Source organism: Streptomyces sp. NPDC054786, from assembly GCF_053611685.1.
This window is the reverse complement of sequence record NZ_JBSHAW010000022.1, coordinates 37,180-55,322: the sequence shown is the minus strand read 5'-3', so window position 1 is coordinate 55,322 and position 18,143 is coordinate 37,180. Positions and strand designations below refer to the sequence as shown.

Annotated in this window: 13 protein-coding genes; 8 read left to right on the top strand and 5 right to left on the bottom strand. The window is 71.3% G+C overall.

Translation table 11 applies throughout. From position 1 onward, the window contains the following. Positions 1–790 precede the first annotated feature (790 nt). The 3 genes from ACWGI6_RS19615 to ACWGI6_RS19605 all read left to right on the top strand — a co-directional run bounded on the left by ACWGI6_RS19615 (position 791) and on the right by ACWGI6_RS19605 (position 4,466). Positions 791–1,747, top strand: coding sequence for a hypothetical protein (locus ACWGI6_RS19615; RefSeq protein ID WP_453268682.1), 957 nt, complete (start codon positions 791–793; stop codon positions 1,745–1,747). Positions 1,748–1,957: 210 nt separating this feature from the next. Further along, complete coding sequence (locus tag ACWGI6_RS19610) at positions 1,958–3,409, top strand: amino acid permease (RefSeq protein ID WP_453268681.1); 1,452 nt, start codon at positions 1,958–1,960, stop codon at positions 3,407–3,409. 169 nt (positions 3,410–3,578) lie between these two features. After that, positions 3,579–4,466 (top strand): GNAT family N-acetyltransferase, encoded by an 888-nt coding sequence (locus tag ACWGI6_RS19605; RefSeq protein WP_453268680.1) that lies wholly within the window; start codon positions 3,579–3,581, stop codon positions 4,464–4,466. Between the two features lie 211 nt (positions 4,467–4,677). Here ACWGI6_RS19605 and ACWGI6_RS19600 read toward each other — a convergent pair whose 3' ends face one another. The 3 genes from ACWGI6_RS19600 to ACWGI6_RS19590 all read right to left on the bottom strand — a co-directional run bounded on the left by ACWGI6_RS19600 (position 4,678) and on the right by ACWGI6_RS19590 (position 8,416). Further along, entirely contained in the window at positions 4,678–5,184 is a 507-nt protein-coding gene (locus ACWGI6_RS19600) for a DinB family protein (RefSeq protein WP_453268679.1), read from the bottom strand. A gap of 497 nt (positions 5,185–5,681) precedes the next feature. Further along, complete coding sequence (locus ACWGI6_RS19595; RefSeq protein WP_393908966.1) at positions 5,682–5,876, bottom strand: hypothetical protein; 195 nt, start codon at positions 5,874–5,876, stop codon at positions 5,682–5,684. A 122-nt stretch (positions 5,877–5,998) separates the two neighbouring features. Continuing rightward, positions 5,999–8,416, bottom strand: coding sequence for a SpoIIE family protein phosphatase (locus ACWGI6_RS19590; RefSeq protein WP_453268678.1), 2,418 nt, complete (start codon positions 8,414–8,416; stop codon positions 5,999–6,001). A gap of 152 nt (positions 8,417–8,568) precedes the next feature. Here ACWGI6_RS19590 and ACWGI6_RS19585 point away from each other — a divergent pair, with 152 nt between their 5' ends. Next, positions 8,569–9,348, top strand: coding sequence for a VOC family protein (locus ACWGI6_RS19585; protein ID WP_393908968.1), 780 nt, complete (start codon positions 8,569–8,571; stop codon positions 9,346–9,348). 119 nt (positions 9,349–9,467) lie between these two features. On the opposite strand, the gene ACWGI6_RS19580 is transcribed toward ACWGI6_RS19585, so the two are convergent. Then, positions 9,468–11,192, bottom strand: a complete 1,725-nt coding sequence (locus tag ACWGI6_RS19580; RefSeq protein WP_453268677.1) for a S1 family peptidase — start codon at positions 11,190–11,192, stop codon at positions 9,468–9,470. A gap of 488 nt (positions 11,193–11,680) precedes the next feature. Here ACWGI6_RS19580 and tdh point away from each other — a divergent pair, with 488 nt between their 5' ends. The 4 genes from tdh (at position 11,681) to ACWGI6_RS19560 (ending at position 16,700) form a co-directional block, all read left to right on the top strand. Continuing rightward, positions 11,681–12,709 carry an L-threonine 3-dehydrogenase gene (gene tdh, locus ACWGI6_RS19575; RefSeq protein ID WP_453268676.1) on the top strand — a complete coding sequence of 343 codons (1,029 nt, stop codon included), beginning with the start codon at positions 11,681–11,683 and terminating at the stop codon, positions 12,707–12,709. A gap of 80 nt (positions 12,710–12,789) precedes the next feature. Next, entirely contained in the window at positions 12,790–14,022 is a 1,233-nt protein-coding gene (locus ACWGI6_RS19570) for a glycine C-acetyltransferase (RefSeq protein WP_453268675.1), read from the top strand. Between the two features lie 35 nt (positions 14,023–14,057). Then, the gene (locus ACWGI6_RS19565; protein ID WP_453268674.1) at positions 14,058–14,966 is read left to right on the top strand and encodes a LysR substrate-binding domain-containing protein; all 909 of its coding nucleotides are present in this window, start codon (positions 14,058–14,060) and stop codon (positions 14,964–14,966) included. A 357-nt stretch (positions 14,967–15,323) separates the two neighbouring features. Next, complete coding sequence (locus tag ACWGI6_RS19560) at positions 15,324–16,700, top strand: chloride channel protein (RefSeq protein ID WP_453268673.1); 1,377 nt, start codon at positions 15,324–15,326, stop codon at positions 16,698–16,700. Positions 16,701–16,706: 6 nt separating this feature from the next. On the opposite strand, the gene ACWGI6_RS19555 is transcribed toward ACWGI6_RS19560, so the two are convergent. After that, a complete protein-coding gene (locus tag ACWGI6_RS19555) occupies positions 16,707–17,738 on the bottom strand; it encodes a PHP domain-containing protein (protein WP_453268672.1) in 1,032 nt (343 codons plus the stop codon). Positions 17,739–18,143: the final 405 nt, after the last annotated feature.

Genomic DNA, 18,143 nt, shown 5'->3' with positions numbered 1-18,143 from the left:
TCCGGAAAGTAGCGTCCGCTAATTCGGTTGCTCTTGAGCCGACTTCGTGTTTGCGCGGCGTCCACTCGGGCGGCGCGTAGGCCGCTTGCCTCCGGGCGTCCACCGTTCCGTTTCGCGGGTGCGTCAGGAATTCATTGAATGTTGTCGGTTCGGGTTGCTCCCGCGGCCTCGCAAGGGCACGGTGGCGACTTCACCGGTGACGGTGTGGGCCGCGGGGAACGGCTCGCGCCCCTCGGGGTGTGGGGGCGGTGTTCACCGGGACCCGCGTGCCCGCCCTTCCGGGCCCCGACGCGACTCCCGACCGGCATGGCTGGAAAGGGGCCTCGAACTGGCCGAGAAGGGTGAGTTGTTGCGGGGCGGGCTCGTCAGGGAGCGAGAGTGTCGCGGGCGTATTTGCCCTTCTCCGCCGGGGGGTGGCGGGGGTATGTCGCCACCCGGCGGTCGACGTGCCGAGGATCCGTGGAAGCGATGGATACGGAGGGGTAATCAGCAATGATGTCCAGTTGTGAAGGCCCCGCGGGCATGTGAATATGCCAAATAAATGCCCGGTGGGTGAACGGGGGCTGCAAAGTCATGGGGGTCGGCAGGTCGCGCAAGAAGTTGTTTCCCTTTCAATCTCATCGAGACTAAAAGGTGCGGAACCAGATATTCCAGGCGACTTGTTTTCGCGATGAGTTGAGGGTGAGTAGGGTGTTCCCGCTGTCACTTGACCGGTGGCAGGGATCCGGCTGAATTCGGCGCAGCTGGAATGCGGTGTGGGGGATGACGCCTTCGTGACCGGGAGGGGACCATGGCAGCCGACTCTTTCGAAGGACAGTACGTGTGGAGTCCGGCTGCCAATGACCGGGCGCTGGCGCGCGCGTGTATGGACGTACGGACCGGACGGTACCTGAGTGCGCACGAAGTTCTGCGGGAAGCCCGGGGGGATTTCGAGGTACGCGCCCACCGCTCCCTGGTGCTGGCGTCCGTGGCGGCCGACTCGGACCTGGCGGAACGCTGGCTGGCCGAAGAGCCGGGACCGGAGGCGGCATTGCTCTGGGCCCGGGTGGCCATGCTCCGCGCCCTGCGCATGGCCGATGCCGGTGACCGGCGGCAGGGCGCCCTGGCGCGGATAGCGCGATCGGCATGTGAGCGGGCCGCGAAGCTGCTCCCCGAGGACCCCACGCCCTGGGTCGCGCAACTGGCACTGACGCGCCTCGACCGTCCGCAGGACCCGGCGCCGAAGGGGCTGCTGACCGCTCCGGCCGGGCCCTGGTACCTCTTCGCCCACATCCTCCGGATCGACCCCTGGCACCGCGAGGCGCACCACCGCTTCCTGTCGTTCTACTTCACCCGCTACGGCGGTTCGTCCAGCGCGAGCTGGGACGTTGCCGCGTTCCTGAGCCAGCGGGCCCCGGCCGCCTCACCGCTGCGGCTGCTGCCGCTGGTGGCGCTGGTCGAGGACTACAACCCGTCCGAGCTGCTCGCGGACCGCACATGGGAGCAACCCCAGTGGATCACCGCCGCCATGGGTATTTACCGGAACTGGCTTCCGGAGGTGGCGGGTTACCGTTTCACGCCGGTGCTGGATCTGGCGTATCTGGCCCATGCGCTGTTCATGGCGAAACGCGAATTCGAGGCACGGGAGGTCTTTACCGCCATGGGGCCGTATGCCTCGCGCATGCCCTGGAGTGCATTCGGTGATCCCGAGGATCAATTGACCAGGGCGAGACGCTCGTGCGGGCTCCCCGTTCCGCATGACGGCTGATTCGCGATGAGGCCCGAGTTCCGTCGGATTCGGCACCGTAAAAGGCCCACTCATTCCGCTCCACCCGTTCGATCAGCTCAACCCGATCCACTCTCCCCCCGGTTCCCCAGAAAGGTTACGGTTGTGTCCGAGCGTACGTCCCCAGCTCGCTCGAAAAACCCCCACGCGGCGGATTCCGTCACACTCGACGATGACGCCACGCTCCATGCCATGGGCTATCCGCGGAAACTCACTCGCAGATTCCGCGCGTTCGACAATTTCGCCATTTCCTTCACCATCATCAACATCATCTCCGGGATCTTCTCCTCCTTCGGCTTCGGTATGAACGCCGGCGGCCCGCGAATTCTGATCTTCGGCTGGATCGGCGTCTCGGTCATGGTGCTCTTCGTCGGCGCCGCGATGGGTGAGATCGCCTCCGCCTACCCGACCAGCGGTGCGCTCTACTTCTCGGCCGGCAAGCTGGCCAAGCGGCACAAGGGCGCCTGGTCCTGGTACACGGGCTGGCTGAACTTCGTGGGCCAGGTGGGCGGCACGGCCGCCACCAACTTCGCCGCCGCCACCTTCATCCAGGCGTTCATCGCCATGCAGTGGCCGTCCTACGAGTCGACGCCGCAGCAGACGGTGGGCATCACCGCGGCCATCCTTCTCGTCCAGGGGCTGGCCAACACGTATACAGTGCGGCTGGTTGCGGTGGTGAACCGCATTTCCGTGTGGTGGCTGCTGATCGGCATGGTCGTGATCGTCGGTGCGCTGACCGTGATACCCGACCATCACCAGTCGCCTTCGTTCGCGACGCACTTCGTCAACAACACCGGCTTCACCCATGCGATTTACGGCGGAATGCTGGGTCTGCTCGTCACCAGTTGGACCTTCACCGGGTTCGACGGCAGTTTCCACATGTCTGAAGAAACGGTGAAGGCCACCGTCAACGCGCCCCGGGGCATCATGCGGGCGATCAGTTACTCCGCGATCACCGGACTGATCCTCATGCTGGCGCTGGTGTACGCGATCCGTGACTATGGCCACGCCGCGAGCGCCGAGGCGCCGCCGGTGCAGATTCTCATCGACGCGCTCGGCCAAAGCACCGCCAAGTTCCTGCTGTTGATCGTTATCGGTGCCATGCTCTTCTGCGGCCTCGCCAACATGACCAGCAATACCCGGCAGATCTTTGCCTTCTCCCGTGACGGTGCGATGCCCGGCTCCCGTTGGTGGCATTCGGTGTCCGCGCGCACCCGTACCCCCGTCAAGGCCGTCTGGCTCGCCGCGGTGTGCCCTCTGGTGCTGGTGCTGCCCGGCTGGTGGTCCCACACCGCCTTCACGGCCGTGGTGAGCGTCAATGTCGTCGGCCTGTTCCTCGCCTACGCCGTGCCCATCTTCCTGCGGCTGCGGCTCGACGACTTCCAGGCCGGGCCGTGGAACCTCGGGCGCTACGGCAAGCCCGTCGCGGCGATCGCGGTGGCCTGGATCCTGATCAGCGATGTGCTGTTCATGCTGCCCCAGGCGTCCCCGATCACCCCCGCCTCGTTCAACTACGCGCCCATCGCGCTGGCGGCGGTACTGGTCATCGCCACCGTCTGGTGGTTCGCCACCGCCCGACGGCGCTTCCAGGGTCCGGTCAGTTACGGCCGTCCCGACGAGGTCGCCGCGATGGACCTGATCTAGGCAGGAGCGTCGTCGGACTCCCTGGGACGCGTCGCCCGGATCACCCCGGGACCGCGCGGGAGGTCCGGCCGGCCGTACCTCCCGCCGGCCGGACCTCCCCGCCCACCGTCACCGGCCCCGCCCCTGCCAGCTTGCCCCCTGCCCCCACCAGAAGGGACGAACACCCGGCATGCCCCCCATCGGCAACGCCCCGGACCACCGGTCCACCACCGGCGAACTCACCGTCTCCACCGCCTCGTTGGAGGACTGGCACCAAGTGGCCCGGTGGGCCGCCGACGAGGAGTGGAACCCCGGCCTCGGCGACACCGCCTGTTTCCACCCCACCGACCCGGCAGGCTTCTTCCTCGGACGCCGCGCCGGACGGACCGTCTCCGCGGTCTCGATCGTCAACTACTCGGACGCCTATGCGTTCCTCGGCTACTACCTGGTCCACCCCGGCCACCGCCGGCAGGGCCTCGGACCTGCCACGTGGCGTGCCGCCTTCCCGCACGCCGGCGCCCGGACCGTGGGCCTCGACGCCGTCCCCGCCCAGCAATCCACCTACCGGCGCGCCGGGTTCACCCCCGCGTACGACACCATCCGCTACGGCGGACGCCCCCTTCGCCCCGGTACCCCGCCGCCGGCGGGGATCGTCCCCGTCACCCCCGCCCACCTCGACGCCCTCGCCGACTACGACCGGCGCTGCTTCCCCGCCGACCGCCGCGCCTTCGTCACCCGCTGGCTGACGGCCCCCGGCCACACCGCTCTCGCCGCTCTGCGCGAGGGCGCGATCGCCGGGTACGGCGTGCTCCGACCGGCCCGCACCGGCCATCGCATCGGCCCGCTCTTCGCGGACACCACCGAAGCGGCCGAGGCGCTCTTCGACGCCCTCACCGCGTCCGTCGCCCCGGACGCCGAGGTCTTCCTCGATGTTCCCGGGCCGCGGCAGACCGCCCACACCCTGGTCACGTCCCGCGGGCTGACCCCGCAGTCGCACACCGTCCGGATGTACACCGGCCCGGTCCCGCCGACGGAGCAGGAGCGGACCTTCGCGGTCACCAGCCTGGAGCTCGGCTAGGGCGTGTCGTTTGGATCAGGGCGGATCAGGGAGCGGGGTCTGGTTCGTGCGATCGCAAGGCGGAGGAGGGAGTCGACGCGGAGCGTCGGCGAGTGACGACAACGCGGCGAGCGTGCGTGCCAGACCCCGCGAGCCCGCCATGATCCAAATGACACGCCTTAGGCCCCCGGCAGGTGTCCAGGCCCCCGGCCGATGGCGGCCGGGGGCCCGCTCACGGGCCGACCGTGCCGTCGATGGCCTCGCGGAGGAAGTCCGCATGGCCGTTGTGGCGGGCGTATTCGTGGATCAGGTGCAGCATCACCAGGCGCAGGGAGACATGCTCGCCCCAACGCGGCTGGTAGCCCGTGACGTCGAGCGATGCGGCCTGCTGCTCGATGCGACGGGCGTGTGCCACCTCTGTCCGCCAGGCGTCGAACGCCTCCGCGCGGGTGGCGCCGGTCGCGTCGTACGCCACCTGGTAGTCGCCCTCGGCCGACCAGACGAGCGGGATGTCCTCGCCGTTGATCACCCGGCGGAACCAGCTGCGCTCCACCTCTGCCATGTGCCGCACCAGGCCGAGCAGGGACAGCGTGGACGGCGGGCTCGACTGGCGCCTGAGCTCCTCGTCGGAGAGGCCGTCGGTCTTCATGGCGAGCGTGGCCCGGTGGAAGTCGAGGTAGGACCGCAGGGTCTCCCGCTCGCCTGCGCGTACGGGCGGGGAGGTGCGTTCGGTGGTCACAGCGGATTCCTTTCCGCGACGAGTCCCCGGGCAGGACTCGGCCGGTGTGCTGTCAAGGTGCTGAGCGGTGTCACGGTGCGAGCCGCCTGCGGGGCTCAAGGGTCCGGGAAGAGCGGCCCGCCCCTGGAGCGGGACGAGCTCCCTGCGCTCCCCGGAGCGTGCCGCCGAGGCGGCGCGGCCGCGGTCGAGGGGATCTTCCCGAGTGCCGCGGGCCGCGGCAAGCGGTTTATCGAAAGCCGCGGTGGCAGAGGGCCGCATCACGGCGCGGGATCAGGGCCCAACTCCGCGCGGCGGAAGGCCTGTTGCTGTCCCCCTCCGCACGGCCGAAGTCCTGCTTACGGCGAGAGCGGCGGTGAGGCGAGCGGCGGTGAGGCGAGCGGCGGTGACGGCGTACGGGCGCGCGCGACAGCCCGTCCGCGGGCCGTGCGGCTGCGCGCACCGGCCCGCGGAACGGGCCGCCCTCCGTGCTCCCGGCCCGCTTGCTCAGCCGGCGGCCGTCACGGCAGATACCGCTCGATGGCGGGGCCGGGCCCCTCCTCGGCCATCAGACGCCTGGCCCATTCCAGGGTCGACGGGGTCGGTTCGCGCCCGGAGACCCTCACCAGGTCCTCCGGGTCGTAGGGCCGCTCGCTGCCGGTGTACAGCTCGACCGGGTGCCGCTCGGCCGACTTGTCCCTGCCATTGGTCGTCACAGGTCCTCCTCTTTCCGCGCCCGCCGAGTCGCCGGGACCTCGCTTGGTTCCATCATGGGACCGCCTCCGAACGCCCGCACGATATGCGCCGGACCCATCCGTGCCGCACGTTCACAGGACGGTCAGCCGGCCGGGCGCGGGGCCCCGGGATCCAGGCGCGGGGCCCCGGGATAGTGCGGCGGAAACGCCTGTTCCGTCCAGATCGTCTTGCCCTCCGGCGTGTAGCGCGTGCCCCAGCGCTGCACCAGCTGCGCGACGATGAAAAGCCCCCGCCCGCCCTCGTCGTCGCTGGCGCTGTGCCGCAGATGGGGCGAGGTGTGGCCGGTGTCCGACACCTCGGTCAGCAGGGTCAGATCGCGCAGCAGCCGCAGATGCAGCGGGCCCGTGGCATGCCGGACGGCGTTGGTGACCAGCTCGCTGACCACGAGTTCCGTCGCATACGACAGCTCCTCCAGACCCCACTCCCGCAGCTGCCCGGTGGCCAGCTCACGGGCCTTGCCCACCGCGGCCGGCTCCGCGGGCAGCTCCCAGGCCGCCACCTGCCGGGGGCCCAGCTCACGGGTGCGCACCAGCAGCAGCGCCGAGTCATCGACGGCCGGGCCGTCCGGGAGCAGCTCGGCCAGCGCTTGGTCACACAGCTCGTCCAGCGGCCGGCGGTGCTCGCTCAGCACCCGGCCCAGGATGTCCAGCCCCTCGTCGACGTCCCGGTTACGGGCCTCGACCAGCCCGTCCGTGAACAGGGCGAGCAGGCTGCCGACCGGCAGCTCGATCTCCAGGGATTCGAACGGCAGGCCCCCGAGGCCCAGTGGTGGGCCGGCCGGCAGATCCGGGAAGTACAGGCCGCCGTCCGCGTCGACGACGGCCGGCGGCAGATGCCCGGCCCGCGCCATGGTGCAGCGCCGGGACACCGGGTCGTAGACCGCGTAGAGGCAGGTCACGCCGGTGGCCACATCGTCCGTGCCGGCCGTGGCCGGCTGATCCTCAGCGGTCTGGCCCACCAGGTCGTCCAGCCGGCTCAGCAGCTCGTCGGGGGACAGGTCCAGCCGGGCCAGGGCGCGTACGGTCGTCCGCAGCCGCCCCATGGTCGCCGCCGCCTGGAGGCCATGGCCGACCACGTCCCCGACGACCAGGCCGACCCGGGTACCCGAGAGGCCGATGACATCGAACCAGTCGCCGCCGACCCCGGCCCGGTCGTCGCTCGGCAGATAGCGATAGGCAAGATCGACGGCGGACTGGGCCGGGAGGTTCTGCGGCAGCAGATTGCGCTGCAGGGTCAGTGCGGCGGTGTGCTCCCGGGTGAAACGGCGGGCGTTGTCCAGGCACACCGCCGTCCGGATGACCAGCTCGTCGGCGAGCTCGATCTCTCCCTTGTCGAAGACCGACGGGGTGGCGCGGAGGAAGGTGACCAGCCCCATCAGGGTGCCGCCGGCCCGCAGCGGCACGACCATGGTGCTCTCTTCGCGCACCATGCCGCCGGAGGACAGACTGCGGTACTGCAGCGAGCCGGGCGGGTACTCGACGCGGTGCGGGCCGGGCGGCGGGCCGTCCGGTGTGTGATCGGCGGTGCGGGTGGCCACCCGCACCAGGGTCGGCAGGGTGCCGTCGACCGGTTCCGGCTCCTCACCCTCCAGTACGCTCCGCACGAGGTCGACGGTGACCACGGAGGCAAAATCCGGCACCGCCACCTCCGTGATCTCCCGCGCGGTGACGGTCATATCGAGCGTGGTGCCGATCCGGGTGCCCGCCTCCACCAGCAGGTTCAGCCGACGCTGTGCCTGGTAGCGGCCGCTGATGTCGAAGGCGTCCTCGCACACCCCGAGCACCCGGCCGTAGGCGTCCTGCAGCCGGTAGTAGGAGCAGGACCAGACGTGATCGGCCCCCGGGTCGGAGGGCTGCTCGCCGACGAAGTGCAGATCGAGGATCGGCTCGCCGGTGTCGAGGACGTGATGCATCACGGCGTCGAGGGTGCGCGGATACCCCTCGGTGACAAACTCGCCGTCCGGGTACAGCTCATCGGCCCGGGCGCCGAGGAACTCCTCCACCGGCAGTCCGATCTCCCGGGTATACGCGGTATTCGCCCAGGTCAGCCGGAGCTCGGTGTCGTAGATCCCCAGGCCCACCGGAGACTGGGTGGCCAGCCCGTGCAACATCGCCTGGCGGGACTCCCACATCCGGTGCTCGTCCAGCTCGGCCGCCACCAGGACACGGGCCGCCTCCGTACCGGCGTCCTCGGACGTCTGGGCGAGGGGGCAGGTCGTCACGGCCATCCGCAGCATCCGGCCGTCCCGGTGCCGCAGCGTGTGTGCCTGGCTGCCGCTCAGCGTGCCCTCCGGTGCGTGCGCGGCGCCCGCGGAACCGGCCGGCAGCAGCGTCTCCAGGGAGGACCCGATGATCTCCTGCGGGGTGTATCCGAGGAGTCGCTGGGCCGCCGGGCTCCACCCGATGATCCGGTCCTGGGCGTCCAGAACCGCTGTGGCCGCCCTGGTGACGTCGAGGGGACCACGGAAGTCGGCGCTCTCCGCCGCGTTCCATGCGTTCATGGCATCAACCCAGCCCGGTTCAGTATCTACAGCATCGAGCCTGATCAAGACCGGCACAACTGCGCTGCTGCCGGGGGGACGCGCCCTTGGTGCGGCCCTGCTCCGTCGCTGGCAGAGTGGGAAGGGGCGCTGAGCAACAGGAGGCAGATGTCATGTCGGCCCATGGCCCGGCCACTCCGGTACGCGGCGCTCCGTGCTGGGTCAGTCTGATGGCTCGCGATCTGGAATCCGCGCAGAAGTTCTACTCCGCCGTCCTGGGCTGGCGGTTCCGCCCGGCCAGCCTCGGCGAGGAGTTCTCCGTCGCGGTGGCCGAAGGACAGCCGGTCGCCGGCATCGGTGCTCTTGCCCAGAGCTTCCAGGTCGCCGTGGCCTGGACCTCGTACTTCGCGGTGGAGAACGCCGACGAGACCGCGGACCGGATCCGCGAGCGCGGGGGGACCGTCGGTGTCGGCCCGCTCAAGCTGGGCCCCGGCCGCGCCGCCCTCGCCGCCGACGCCGACGGCGCCACCTTCGGCTTCTGGGAGGGCCAGACCCTGGCGTGGTCGGTCGGACAGGGTGCCGCACCCGCCCTGCTCGAACTCCGCACCCGGGACGCCTTCGCCGCCGCCATCTTCTATGCGGAGGTCTTCGGCTGGGCCTCCGGGGAGCCGGGCGGCTGCGATGTGACCTACGAACACGACCAGGTGATCGTCCGGGACGGGACACACACCGTTGCCACCCTGCGGGGCGGTGCCGTGGAGTCCGCCCCGGACCCGCGGGTCCGCCCCCGCTGGCACGTCCACTTCCCGGTCCGCGACATCGAGAAGGTGACGGCCGCCGCGGTGGCCGCCGGCGGAACCGTCACCCCCGTGACGCCGACCGCGGACGGCAAGGGCCGCCAGGCCGTCATCCGTGACCCCGACGGCGGCCTCTTCACCGTCACCTCGAACTGAGCGCCCTGCGTTCCCCCCCCGCACGCAAGGGACTTGCACCACTCATCGGCCCCGCCCTCCTTCGTCGGGAAGGGGACGGGGCCGATGGCGCAGAGGGATCCGGGGGAACTCCGGGTGGGTCAGTTCAGCGAATCGCCACTGCCCGCTCCGGAGTCACTGCTGCCGCCGGCTCCCGGGTCCTGGGCACCCGTACCGGGGTCCTGGGCACCCGTACCGGGGTCCTGGGCACCCGTACCGGGGTCCTGGGCACCCGTACCGGGGTCCTGGGCACCCGTACCGGGGTCCTGGGAACCGGCACCGGAGTCTCCCGCTCCGGCGCTTCCGGCTCCCGCGTCTCCGGCTCCGGCGCTACCGGCACCGGCGTCTCCGGCTCCGGCGCTACCCGCTCCGGCGTCTCCGGCTCCGGCGCTACCGGCTCCGGCGTCTCCGGCTCCGGCGCTACCGGCACCGGCGCTTCCGGCACCTGCGTCACCCGCACCGGCGCCGCCCGCTCCCGCGTCGCCGCCGCCCGCGCCGCCGGCGCCGATCTCGGCTCCCGTGGCCTTGAGCGCGTCGGTGACCGGCTGGAAGAAGGTCTCGCCGCCCGCGGTGCAGTCGCCGCTGCCGCCGGAGGTCAGCCCGACGGCCGAGTCACCGGAGAACATCGAGCCGCCGCTGTCGCCGGGCTCCGCACAGACATCCGTCTGTATGAGGCCGTTGACGATGTCGCCGTTGCCGTAGTTCACCGTCGCGTCGAGGCCGGTGACGGTGCCGTCGTGGAGGCCGGTGGTGCTGCCCGAGCGCTGCACCTTCATCCCGACGGCGGCCTCCGCGGCCTTGGTGATCTTCTGGGTGCTGCCGTCCCCCTTGTCGACCGCGCTCTCTGGCTTGGCGGCCTTGTCGTCGTAGGTGACCAGCGCGAAGTCGGTCTTCGGGAACTTGGAGTCGGCCACCGTGCCCAGCGGCTGGCTGCCGCCCTGGTCGGCCGTCCAGGTCTTGGAGTCGTTGCCGCAGTGACCGGCCGTCAGGAACGCCGGTGCGCCCTTGACCGTGACGTTGAAGCCCAGCGAGCAGCGTGCGTTGCCGCCGAAGATGGCGCTGCCGCCGACCGGACCCGCAGCCTGCCCGCCGCCGGCACCCCCGGCACCTCCGGCACCTCCGGCACCGGCCGATTCCCCGGCGCCGCCTGCGCCGCCGGCATCACCCGCGCCTCCGGCGCCTCCGGCATCACCTGCGCCGCCGGCGCCTGCGGCATCACCCGCGCCGCCCGCACCGCCCGCGGCCGCCCCGCCGTCGCCGGCCGCGCCCCCGGCCGCACTGCCGGCCGAGCCCCCCGCGGCACTCCCCGCGTCCCCGCCGTCGTACCGCTTGAACTCGCCCTGAGACCGCTTGACGGTGACCATGCCTGCGCCCATGCCACCCGTGGCCTTGTTGAGCGTGGCCATCTTTGCGCCGGTGACGGTTCTGTCGGCGAGCACCACGATCTTGTTGGTCTTCGGGTCGATCGACCACGCCGTGCCGGGCACCGAGGCGGAGTCGCTCAGGGTCTTCGCACCGGCCTTCAGCGCGGTCATGCTGTTGTGCACGACCTTGGCGACGGCACCCTTGGCCGTGACGCTCTTGGCGGCGTCCTCCGACAGAACGTTCATGACCAGGTGGCCGTTCGCGCTGTCCAGGTACCAGCCGGCCGTGTTGTCCCCCAGGTCCGCCTTCAGGGATGACGCCAGCTGCGTGGCCGAGTGGGCGCTGAGTGTCTTCAGGGCCGCCGGCTGGTCCGTGCTCGCGTTGGCGTTGGGGAGCAGGATCGCCGCGGCCGCGATGGCGGCCGCTGCGGCGCCGGCGATGGCGCCGGTCCGCTTGTTCACATGTCGGTGGCTCAATTCACTGACCTCCAGGGACGCACAGGAACGAGGCACACGGGCGACCGCGGTGCGTCGCGTCAGCACCCGTGTGTTGCTGCCACCCAGTCCTACGTAGCCCCGTGCACCCGGGTCTCACGGCCACTCAAGCTGTGATGAATTCCAACGCTTGCGGTGGCGAACGTTTACACTCCCGCACCGCCCGGCCGCCTACCGGCAGGGCCGGCCGCCCGTCCCCGGCACCTCGCACAGACCGGCGGCACGGTCCCCGAGCTGCGCGTCCGGCCGGTCTGCCGAGCCCGGTGAGCGGTGCGTGACCGCCCTCACCTCCGGCGCCGGGAGCCCGTTTCCTGCCGGGCGTAAAGAGCAACTGTGGCCGCGCTTAAGAAATCCTCGATGGACCGGGCGGCCGGGGTACGGAAGATTTCCTGACGAAGATCGGGCGCCCGGGGCGGGCCCCCGGCAGGTCACACCGACGTACGGGAGCCGATGCGGTGAAGGCACTGGTCAAGCAGAAAGCGGAACCGGGACTCCGGCTCATGGAGGTGCCGGAACCGGCCATCGGTCCGGGCGATGTCCTGATCAAGGTGCTGCGCACCGGAATCTGCGGCACGGACCTGCACATCCGGGCGTGGGACGGCTGGGCCCAGCAGGCCGTGGCCACCCCGATGACGATCGGTCATGAATTCGTCGGTGAGGTGGTGGAGACCGGCCGGGACGTCGCCGACATCAAGGCCGGTGACCTGGTCAGCGGCGAGGGGCACCTGGTCTGCGGCAAGTGCCGCAACTGTCTGGCCGGCCGCCGCCATCTGTGCCGCGCCACCGTCGGCCTCGGCGTCGGCCGGGACGGCGCGTTCGCCGAGTACGTGGCGCTGCCCGCCGGCAATGTGTGGGTGCACCGCGTCCCCGTCGACCTCGATATCGCCGCCGTCTTCGACCCGTTCGGCAACGCCGTGCACACCGCGCTCTCGTTCCCGCTGGTCGGTGAGGACGTCCTGATCACCGGCGCCGGACCGATCGGCATCATGGCCGCGGCCGTCGCCCGGCATGCCGGGGCCCGCAATGTCGTGATCACGGACGTCAGCGAGCCGCGTCTCGAACTGGCCCGCAAGGTCGGTGTCAGCCTCGCCCTCAATGTCGCCGGGACGACCATCGCCGACGGCCAGCGCGAGCTGGGCCTGCGCGAGGGCTTCGACATCGGACTGGAGATGTCCGGCCGGCCCGAGGCGATGCGCGACATGATCGCCAACATGACGCACGGTGGCCGGATCGCGGTCCTCGGCCTGCCTTCCGAGCAGTTCCCCGTCGACTGGTCCCGGATCGTCACCTCCATGATCACGATCAAGGGCATCTACGGCCGGGAGATGTTCGAGACCTGGTACGCGATGTCCGTGCTGCTCGAAGGCGGCCTCGACCTCGCGCCCGTGATCACCGGCCGCTACCCGTACCAGGACTTCGACGCCGCCTTCGACGATGCCGCCAGCGGCCGGAGCGGCAAGATCATCCTCGACTGGACCACCTGATTCCGGCGCGGCCGCCCCGACCGCGGCGCGCCCCTTCGGACCACTCGCCCGCTTCACCCCAACTCCTGGAGAAATCCCTGATGTTCGACTCCGTACGTGACGAACTGCGCGGCACCCTCGACGAGATCCGCGCCGCCGGCCTGCACAAGCCCGAGCGCGTCATCGGCACTCCGCAGTCCGCCACCGTCGCGGTCACCGCAATGGGGTCTCCCCTGCTCGAGCGAAGCCGAGAGCTTGGGGAAGGCAACCCCGGCGAGGTGCTCAACTTCTGCGCCAACAACTACCTCGGCCTCGCCGACCACCCCGAGGTCGTCGCGGCCGCTCATGAAGCGCTCGACCGCTGGGGCTACGGCCTCGCCTCGGTCCGCTTCATCTGCGGCACCCAGGAGGTCCACAAGGAGCTGGAGCAGCGGATCTCCGGCTTCCTGGGCCAGGAGGACACCATCCTCTACTCGTCCTGCTTCGACGCCAACGGCGGCGTCTTCGAGACGCTGCTCGGCCCGGACGACGCGGTCATCTCCGACGCCCTCAACCACGCCTCCATCATCGACGGCATCCGCCTGTGCAAGGCCCGCCGCTTCCGCTACGCCAACCGCGACATGGCCGACCTGGAACGCCAGTTGAAGGAGGCCGGCAGCACCGGCCGCAAGCTCGTCGTCACCGACGGCGTGTTCTCCATGGACGGCTATGTGGCGCCGCTGCGCGAGATCTGCGACCTGGCCGACCGCTACGGCGCCATGGTGATGGTCGACGACTCGCACGCGGTCGGTTTCGTCGGCCCCGGCGGCCGCGGCACCCCCGAGCTGCACGGTGTGATGGACCGCGTCGACATCATCACCGGCACCCTCGGCAAGGCCCTCGGCGGCGCCTCCGGCGGCTATGTCGCGGCCCGCGCCGAGATCGTCGCGCTGCTGCGCCAGCGCTCGCGCCCGTACCTCTTCTCCAACTCGCTCGCCCCGGTGATCGCGGCCGCCTCGCTGAAGGTGCTCGACCTGCTGGAGTCGGCCGGCGACCTGCGCGAGCGGCTGCACGCCAACACCGCGCTGTTCCGTTCCCGGATGACCGAGGAGGGCTTCGACATCCTCCCCGGCGACCACGCCATCGCCCCCGTCATGATCGGCGACGCGGCCGAGGCGGCCCGGATGGCGGAGCTGCTCCTGGAGCGCGGCGTCTACGTCATCGGCTTCTCCTATCCCGTGGTCCCGCAGGGCCAGGCGCGGATCCGGGTACAGCTCTCCGCCGCCCACTCCACCGAGGACGTCCACCGCGTGGTCGACGCGTTCGTCGACGCGAGGTCCGCGCTGGGGGACTGACGCCGCCCACGGGCGTCGCCTGAGAAACTGGAAACATGATCGAAGCACGCCGGCTGCACATCCTCCGTGCGGTGGCCGACCACCGCACGGTCACCGCCGCGGCCGCCGCGCTCTATCTGACGCCCTCGGCGGTCTCCCAGCAGCTGGCCGCCCTGGAACAGGAGACCGGCCACCGTCTGGTGGAGCGCAGCGCCCGCGGCGTACGGCTGACCGCCGCGGGCGACATCCTGCTCGCCCATGCCAATGCCGTCCTGGCCCAGCTGGAGCGCGCCGAGTCCGAGCTCGCCGCCTACGGCGCGGGCGAGGCCGGCACGGTCACCGTCGCTGCCTTCGCCACCGGCATCGGCCTGGTCGTCGCGCCCGCGCTCACCGCGCTCACCCGCACCGCGCCCGGCATCCGGGTCCGCGTCCAGGACGCCGAGGGCGACGCCAGCCTGCTCATGGTCCTGGACCGGCAGGTCGATGTGGCGGTCGCCGTCGAGTACCGGGGCGCGCCCAGCGCCGACGACCCACGGCTGACCCGGGTCCCGCTCTACGCCGAGCCGTTCGACGCGGTGCTGCCGCCCGGCCACCGCCTCGCCGACGCCGCGCAGGTGGCCGTGGCCGATCTCGCCGACGACCCCTGGATCGGCCCCTACCCCGGCAACCCCTGCCACGATGTGGTCGTCCTGGCCTGCGAATACGCCGGTTTTGAGCCCCGGCTGGAGCACTCCTCCGACGACTTCCGGGCCGTGGTCGCCCTCGCCTCGGCCGCCGCGGGGGTGGCCCTCGTCCCCCGCTCGGCCCTGCGCGACATGGACCTGACGGGGGTAGTGGTCCGCCCGGTCGACGATGTGGCCCCCACCCGCCGGGTCTTCGCCGCCGTACGCCGCGGAGCCGAGGAGCACCCCCTGCTCCGGCCGGTGCTGGCCGCCCTCCGGGAGGCGGCGGCGCCTCAGGGGTGAGGGGTGCTCGTCATGCCACGCTCGGTGCCTCGTCCATGGGGATGACCCGGGCCGTGGCGGCGGCGGTGGCGATGAGCCGCTCGTCGCCGTCGGCGAGGGCGGCCTCCAGGAAGGCGATATCGCCCACGCGGTGCACGATGCGCCCGGTGCCGATGAGCCGGCCGGGGCGGGTGGGCCGGAGGAACGAGGCCGTCAGCTCCAGGGTGGACTGGAACTGATGTCTTCTCTCCCTACCCCCGCCCGGCCCCGGTACGGGCCCGGTCCACCCGAATGGCCATGCCCCGAGGACGCGCCCGGCATGCCGGGCGGGGCCGGTCATGGCAGGCTCGGCACGGCGGCGGCGAGGGAGGCGAAGCGATGTCGGTCGGCTCCACCGGCGCGGGCGGCGCGGCGCCGGGCACCGTGCCCCAGGACCCCTACGCGCTGGTGCGCACCCGCGAGTATCTGAAGCTCCTGCTGACGGCGGCGCTGGTCGGCTTCCCGGTCTGTGCCGTCTCGTTCGGCTTTCTCGCGCTGGTCCACGAGCTGGAACCGCTGATCTACCAGGACCTGCCGCGGGCGCTGGGCTTCACCGGGCCGCCGATCTGGTGGCCGGTCCCGATGCTCGTGGTCGCCGGCCTCCTGGTCGGCCTGACCGTCCGTTATCTGCCGGGCCACGGCGGCCATGAGCCGGCCGACGGGCTGGCGCTCAGCGGCGCGCCCCCGCTCTCCGCGCTCCCCGGTATCGCCCTCGCGGCGCTGGCCTCGCTCAGCTTCGGTGCGGTGCTCGGCCCCGAGGCGCCGCTCATCGCCCTCGGCGGCGGGCTGGCCGCCGGCGCCGTACGGCTGCTGGGCCGGGATGCCGGCCCCCGGACCGTCGCCGCGGTGGGCGCGGCCGGCAGTTTCGCGGCGGTCAGCGCACTGCTCGGCTCCCCGCTGCTGGGCGCGTTCCTCTTGATGGAGGTGTCGGGCCTGGGCGGCCCGATGCTCGGGATGATGCTGGTGCCCGGTCTGCTCGCCGCGGGAATCGGTGCGCTCGTCTTCACCGGGCTGGGGGACTGGACCGGACTCGGTACGTACTCCCTCGCGCTGCACGACATCCCCAAGGCCGCCGAGCCGACGGTTCCGGAGTTCGGCTGGGCCCTGGTCATCGGAGTGGCCGCCGCCTTCCTCGCGGTCGGCGTACGGCGGCTCTCGCTGTTCCTCAAGGGGCATGTGGTTTCCCGTCGCGTCCCGGCCACGATGGTGATGGGCCTGGTGGTGGGCGCGCTGGCGGTGGCGTTCGCCGGGACCACCGGCAAGCCCGCCACCGAGATGCTCTATTCGGGCCAGTCGGCGCTGGGGTCGCTGTTCCAGGACAGTGCCGGCTACTCGGTGGCGGCGCTGCTGCTGCTCATCCTGTGCAAGGGCCTGGCGTACTGCGCCTCGCTGAGCGCCTTCCGGGGCGGCCCCATCTTCCCCGCGCTGTTCCTCGGCGCGGCGGGTGGTGTCGTGCTGTCCCACCTGCCCGGCCTGTCGCTCACCGCGGCCTTTGCGATGGGCGTCGGCGCCATGTGTGTGGCGATGCTCCGGCTGCCGATGATCTCGGTGCTGCTGGCCACCCTGCTGCTCGGCAGGAGCGGTCTGACCGTGATGCCGCTGGTGATCGTCGCCGTGGTCGTCGCGTATGTCGTGGCGCTGCGGCTCACTCCGGCCACCGCCGCGAGCGCACCCCCCGCGGCCGCACCCCCCTCGGCCGCACCGCACGCCGCCTGAGGCCCGTCAGCGCCGCGGCGTCCGGCCCGTCCGGGTCCAGGCGGCCAACTGGCGCTCCGTCCAGGTGTTGATGACCCGGTCGGCCGGTACGCCGCACTCCTCGGCGCGGGCACAGCCGTAGATCTGCCAGTCGAGCTGGCCCGGCGCATGGGCATCGCTGTCGATGGCGAAGAGCGTCCCTGCCTCCAGTGCCTGGCGGAGCAGCCGGCGCGGGGGATCGAAGCGGTCGGGACGGCAGTTGATCTCGACGGCCGTACGGTGCTCGGCGCAGGCCGCGAACACCTCCCCGGCGTCGAACTGCGACTCCGGGCGCCGCTTGCCGGTGATCTGCCGTCCGGTGCAGTGACCGAGCACGTCCACCAGCGGATTACGGACCGCGGCCAGCAGCCGCCGTGTCATCGGCGCCCTGTCCATCCGCAGCTTGGAGTGCACCGAGGCGACCACCACGTCCAACTGGTCCAGCAGCTCCGGCTCCTGGTCGAGGGTGCCGTCGTCGAGGATGTCGCACTCGATCCCGGTCAGCAGCCGGAACGGTGCCAGCCGCTGGTTCACCTCCGCCACCAGCGACAGTTGCTGCCGCAGCCGTTCGGCGGTCAGCCCGCGGGCGACGGTGAGCCTGGGGGAGTGGTCGGTCAGCACACACCATGCGTGCCCGAGGTCGCGGGCGGTCCGGGCCATGGTCTCGACCGGGCTGCCTCCGTCCGACCAGTCCGAGTGCAGATGGCAGTCGCCGCGCAGCGCCCGCCGGAGCCGCTGCCCCCGGTCCCCCTCGACCAGCGGACCGCCCGCCTCCTGTTCGAGAGATGACAGATACTCGGGCCGCGCCCCCGCGAGCGCCTCCTCGACCACCCGGGTGGTCTTCGGGCCCAGCCCTTTGACCCGCCCCAGCGAACCGTCCAGGGCGCGCCGGCGCACCTCGTCGGGGGACATGGCGCCGATCACCGTCGCGGCCGTACGGAACGCCTGGACGCGGTAGCTCACCGCCCCCTGCCGCTCCAGCAGAAAGGCGATCCGCTCCAGCGCCTCGACGGGGTCCACGGACGGCTCCTTCCCGGGGCGCGGCCCCGCAGCGTCCCTTCACGGTGCCGCACGCGGTGGGCGGCTGCCACCGGGGTGTCGGTGCCGCCCTCGGGAATCACCCATTACCGACGGGTCCGAGGCACGTCGTTATACGGTTATGTCCGTTCTCCGGATACTCGGTCCGTTTCCATGGGAATGGTGTACGGATAGTTCCGATGAATCCGTTCAAGGTGTTCAACTCGCCCGATGCCGCCCAGGAACTCCGGGCGAATCGGGCACATTTCATACCTCTGCAACATTCGGAGCGGTCCATCGTCAGTGCGCGCCGGAGTTCGGTGACCGTGCTGTGCTCAGGTGCCGTAAAAATTGGCGGTCTTCAAAAAATCTGCACACCGAATGCGCAGTCGGCACATGCTCTCCCGC

Excerpts from the sequence above, each read along its gene's own strand:
- ACWGI6_RS19615 (WP_453268682.1), top strand. The coding sequence starts at position 791 with ATGGCAGCCGACTCTTTCGAAGGACAGTACGTGTGGAGTCCGGCTGCC.
- ACWGI6_RS19610 (WP_453268681.1), top strand. The coding sequence starts at position 1,958 with ATGGGCTATCCGCGGAAACTCACTCGCAGATTCCGCGCGTTCGACAAT.
- ACWGI6_RS19605 (WP_453268680.1), top strand. The coding sequence starts at position 3,579 with ATGCCCCCCATCGGCAACGCCCCGGACCACCGGTCCACCACCGGCGAA.
- ACWGI6_RS19590 (WP_453268678.1), bottom strand. The coding sequence starts at position 8,416 with ATGAACGCATGGAACGCGGCGGAGAGCGCCGACTTCCGTGGTCCCCTC.
- ACWGI6_RS19585 (WP_393908968.1), top strand. The coding sequence starts at position 8,569 with ATGTCGGCCCATGGCCCGGCCACTCCGGTACGCGGCGCTCCGTGCTGG.
- ACWGI6_RS19570 (WP_453268675.1), top strand. The coding sequence starts at position 12,790 with ATGTTCGACTCCGTACGTGACGAACTGCGCGGCACCCTCGACGAGATC.
- ACWGI6_RS19565 (WP_453268674.1), top strand. The coding sequence starts at position 14,058 with ATGATCGAAGCACGCCGGCTGCACATCCTCCGTGCGGTGGCCGACCAC.
- ACWGI6_RS19560 (WP_453268673.1), top strand. The coding sequence starts at position 15,324 with ATGTCGGTCGGCTCCACCGGCGCGGGCGGCGCGGCGCCGGGCACCGTG.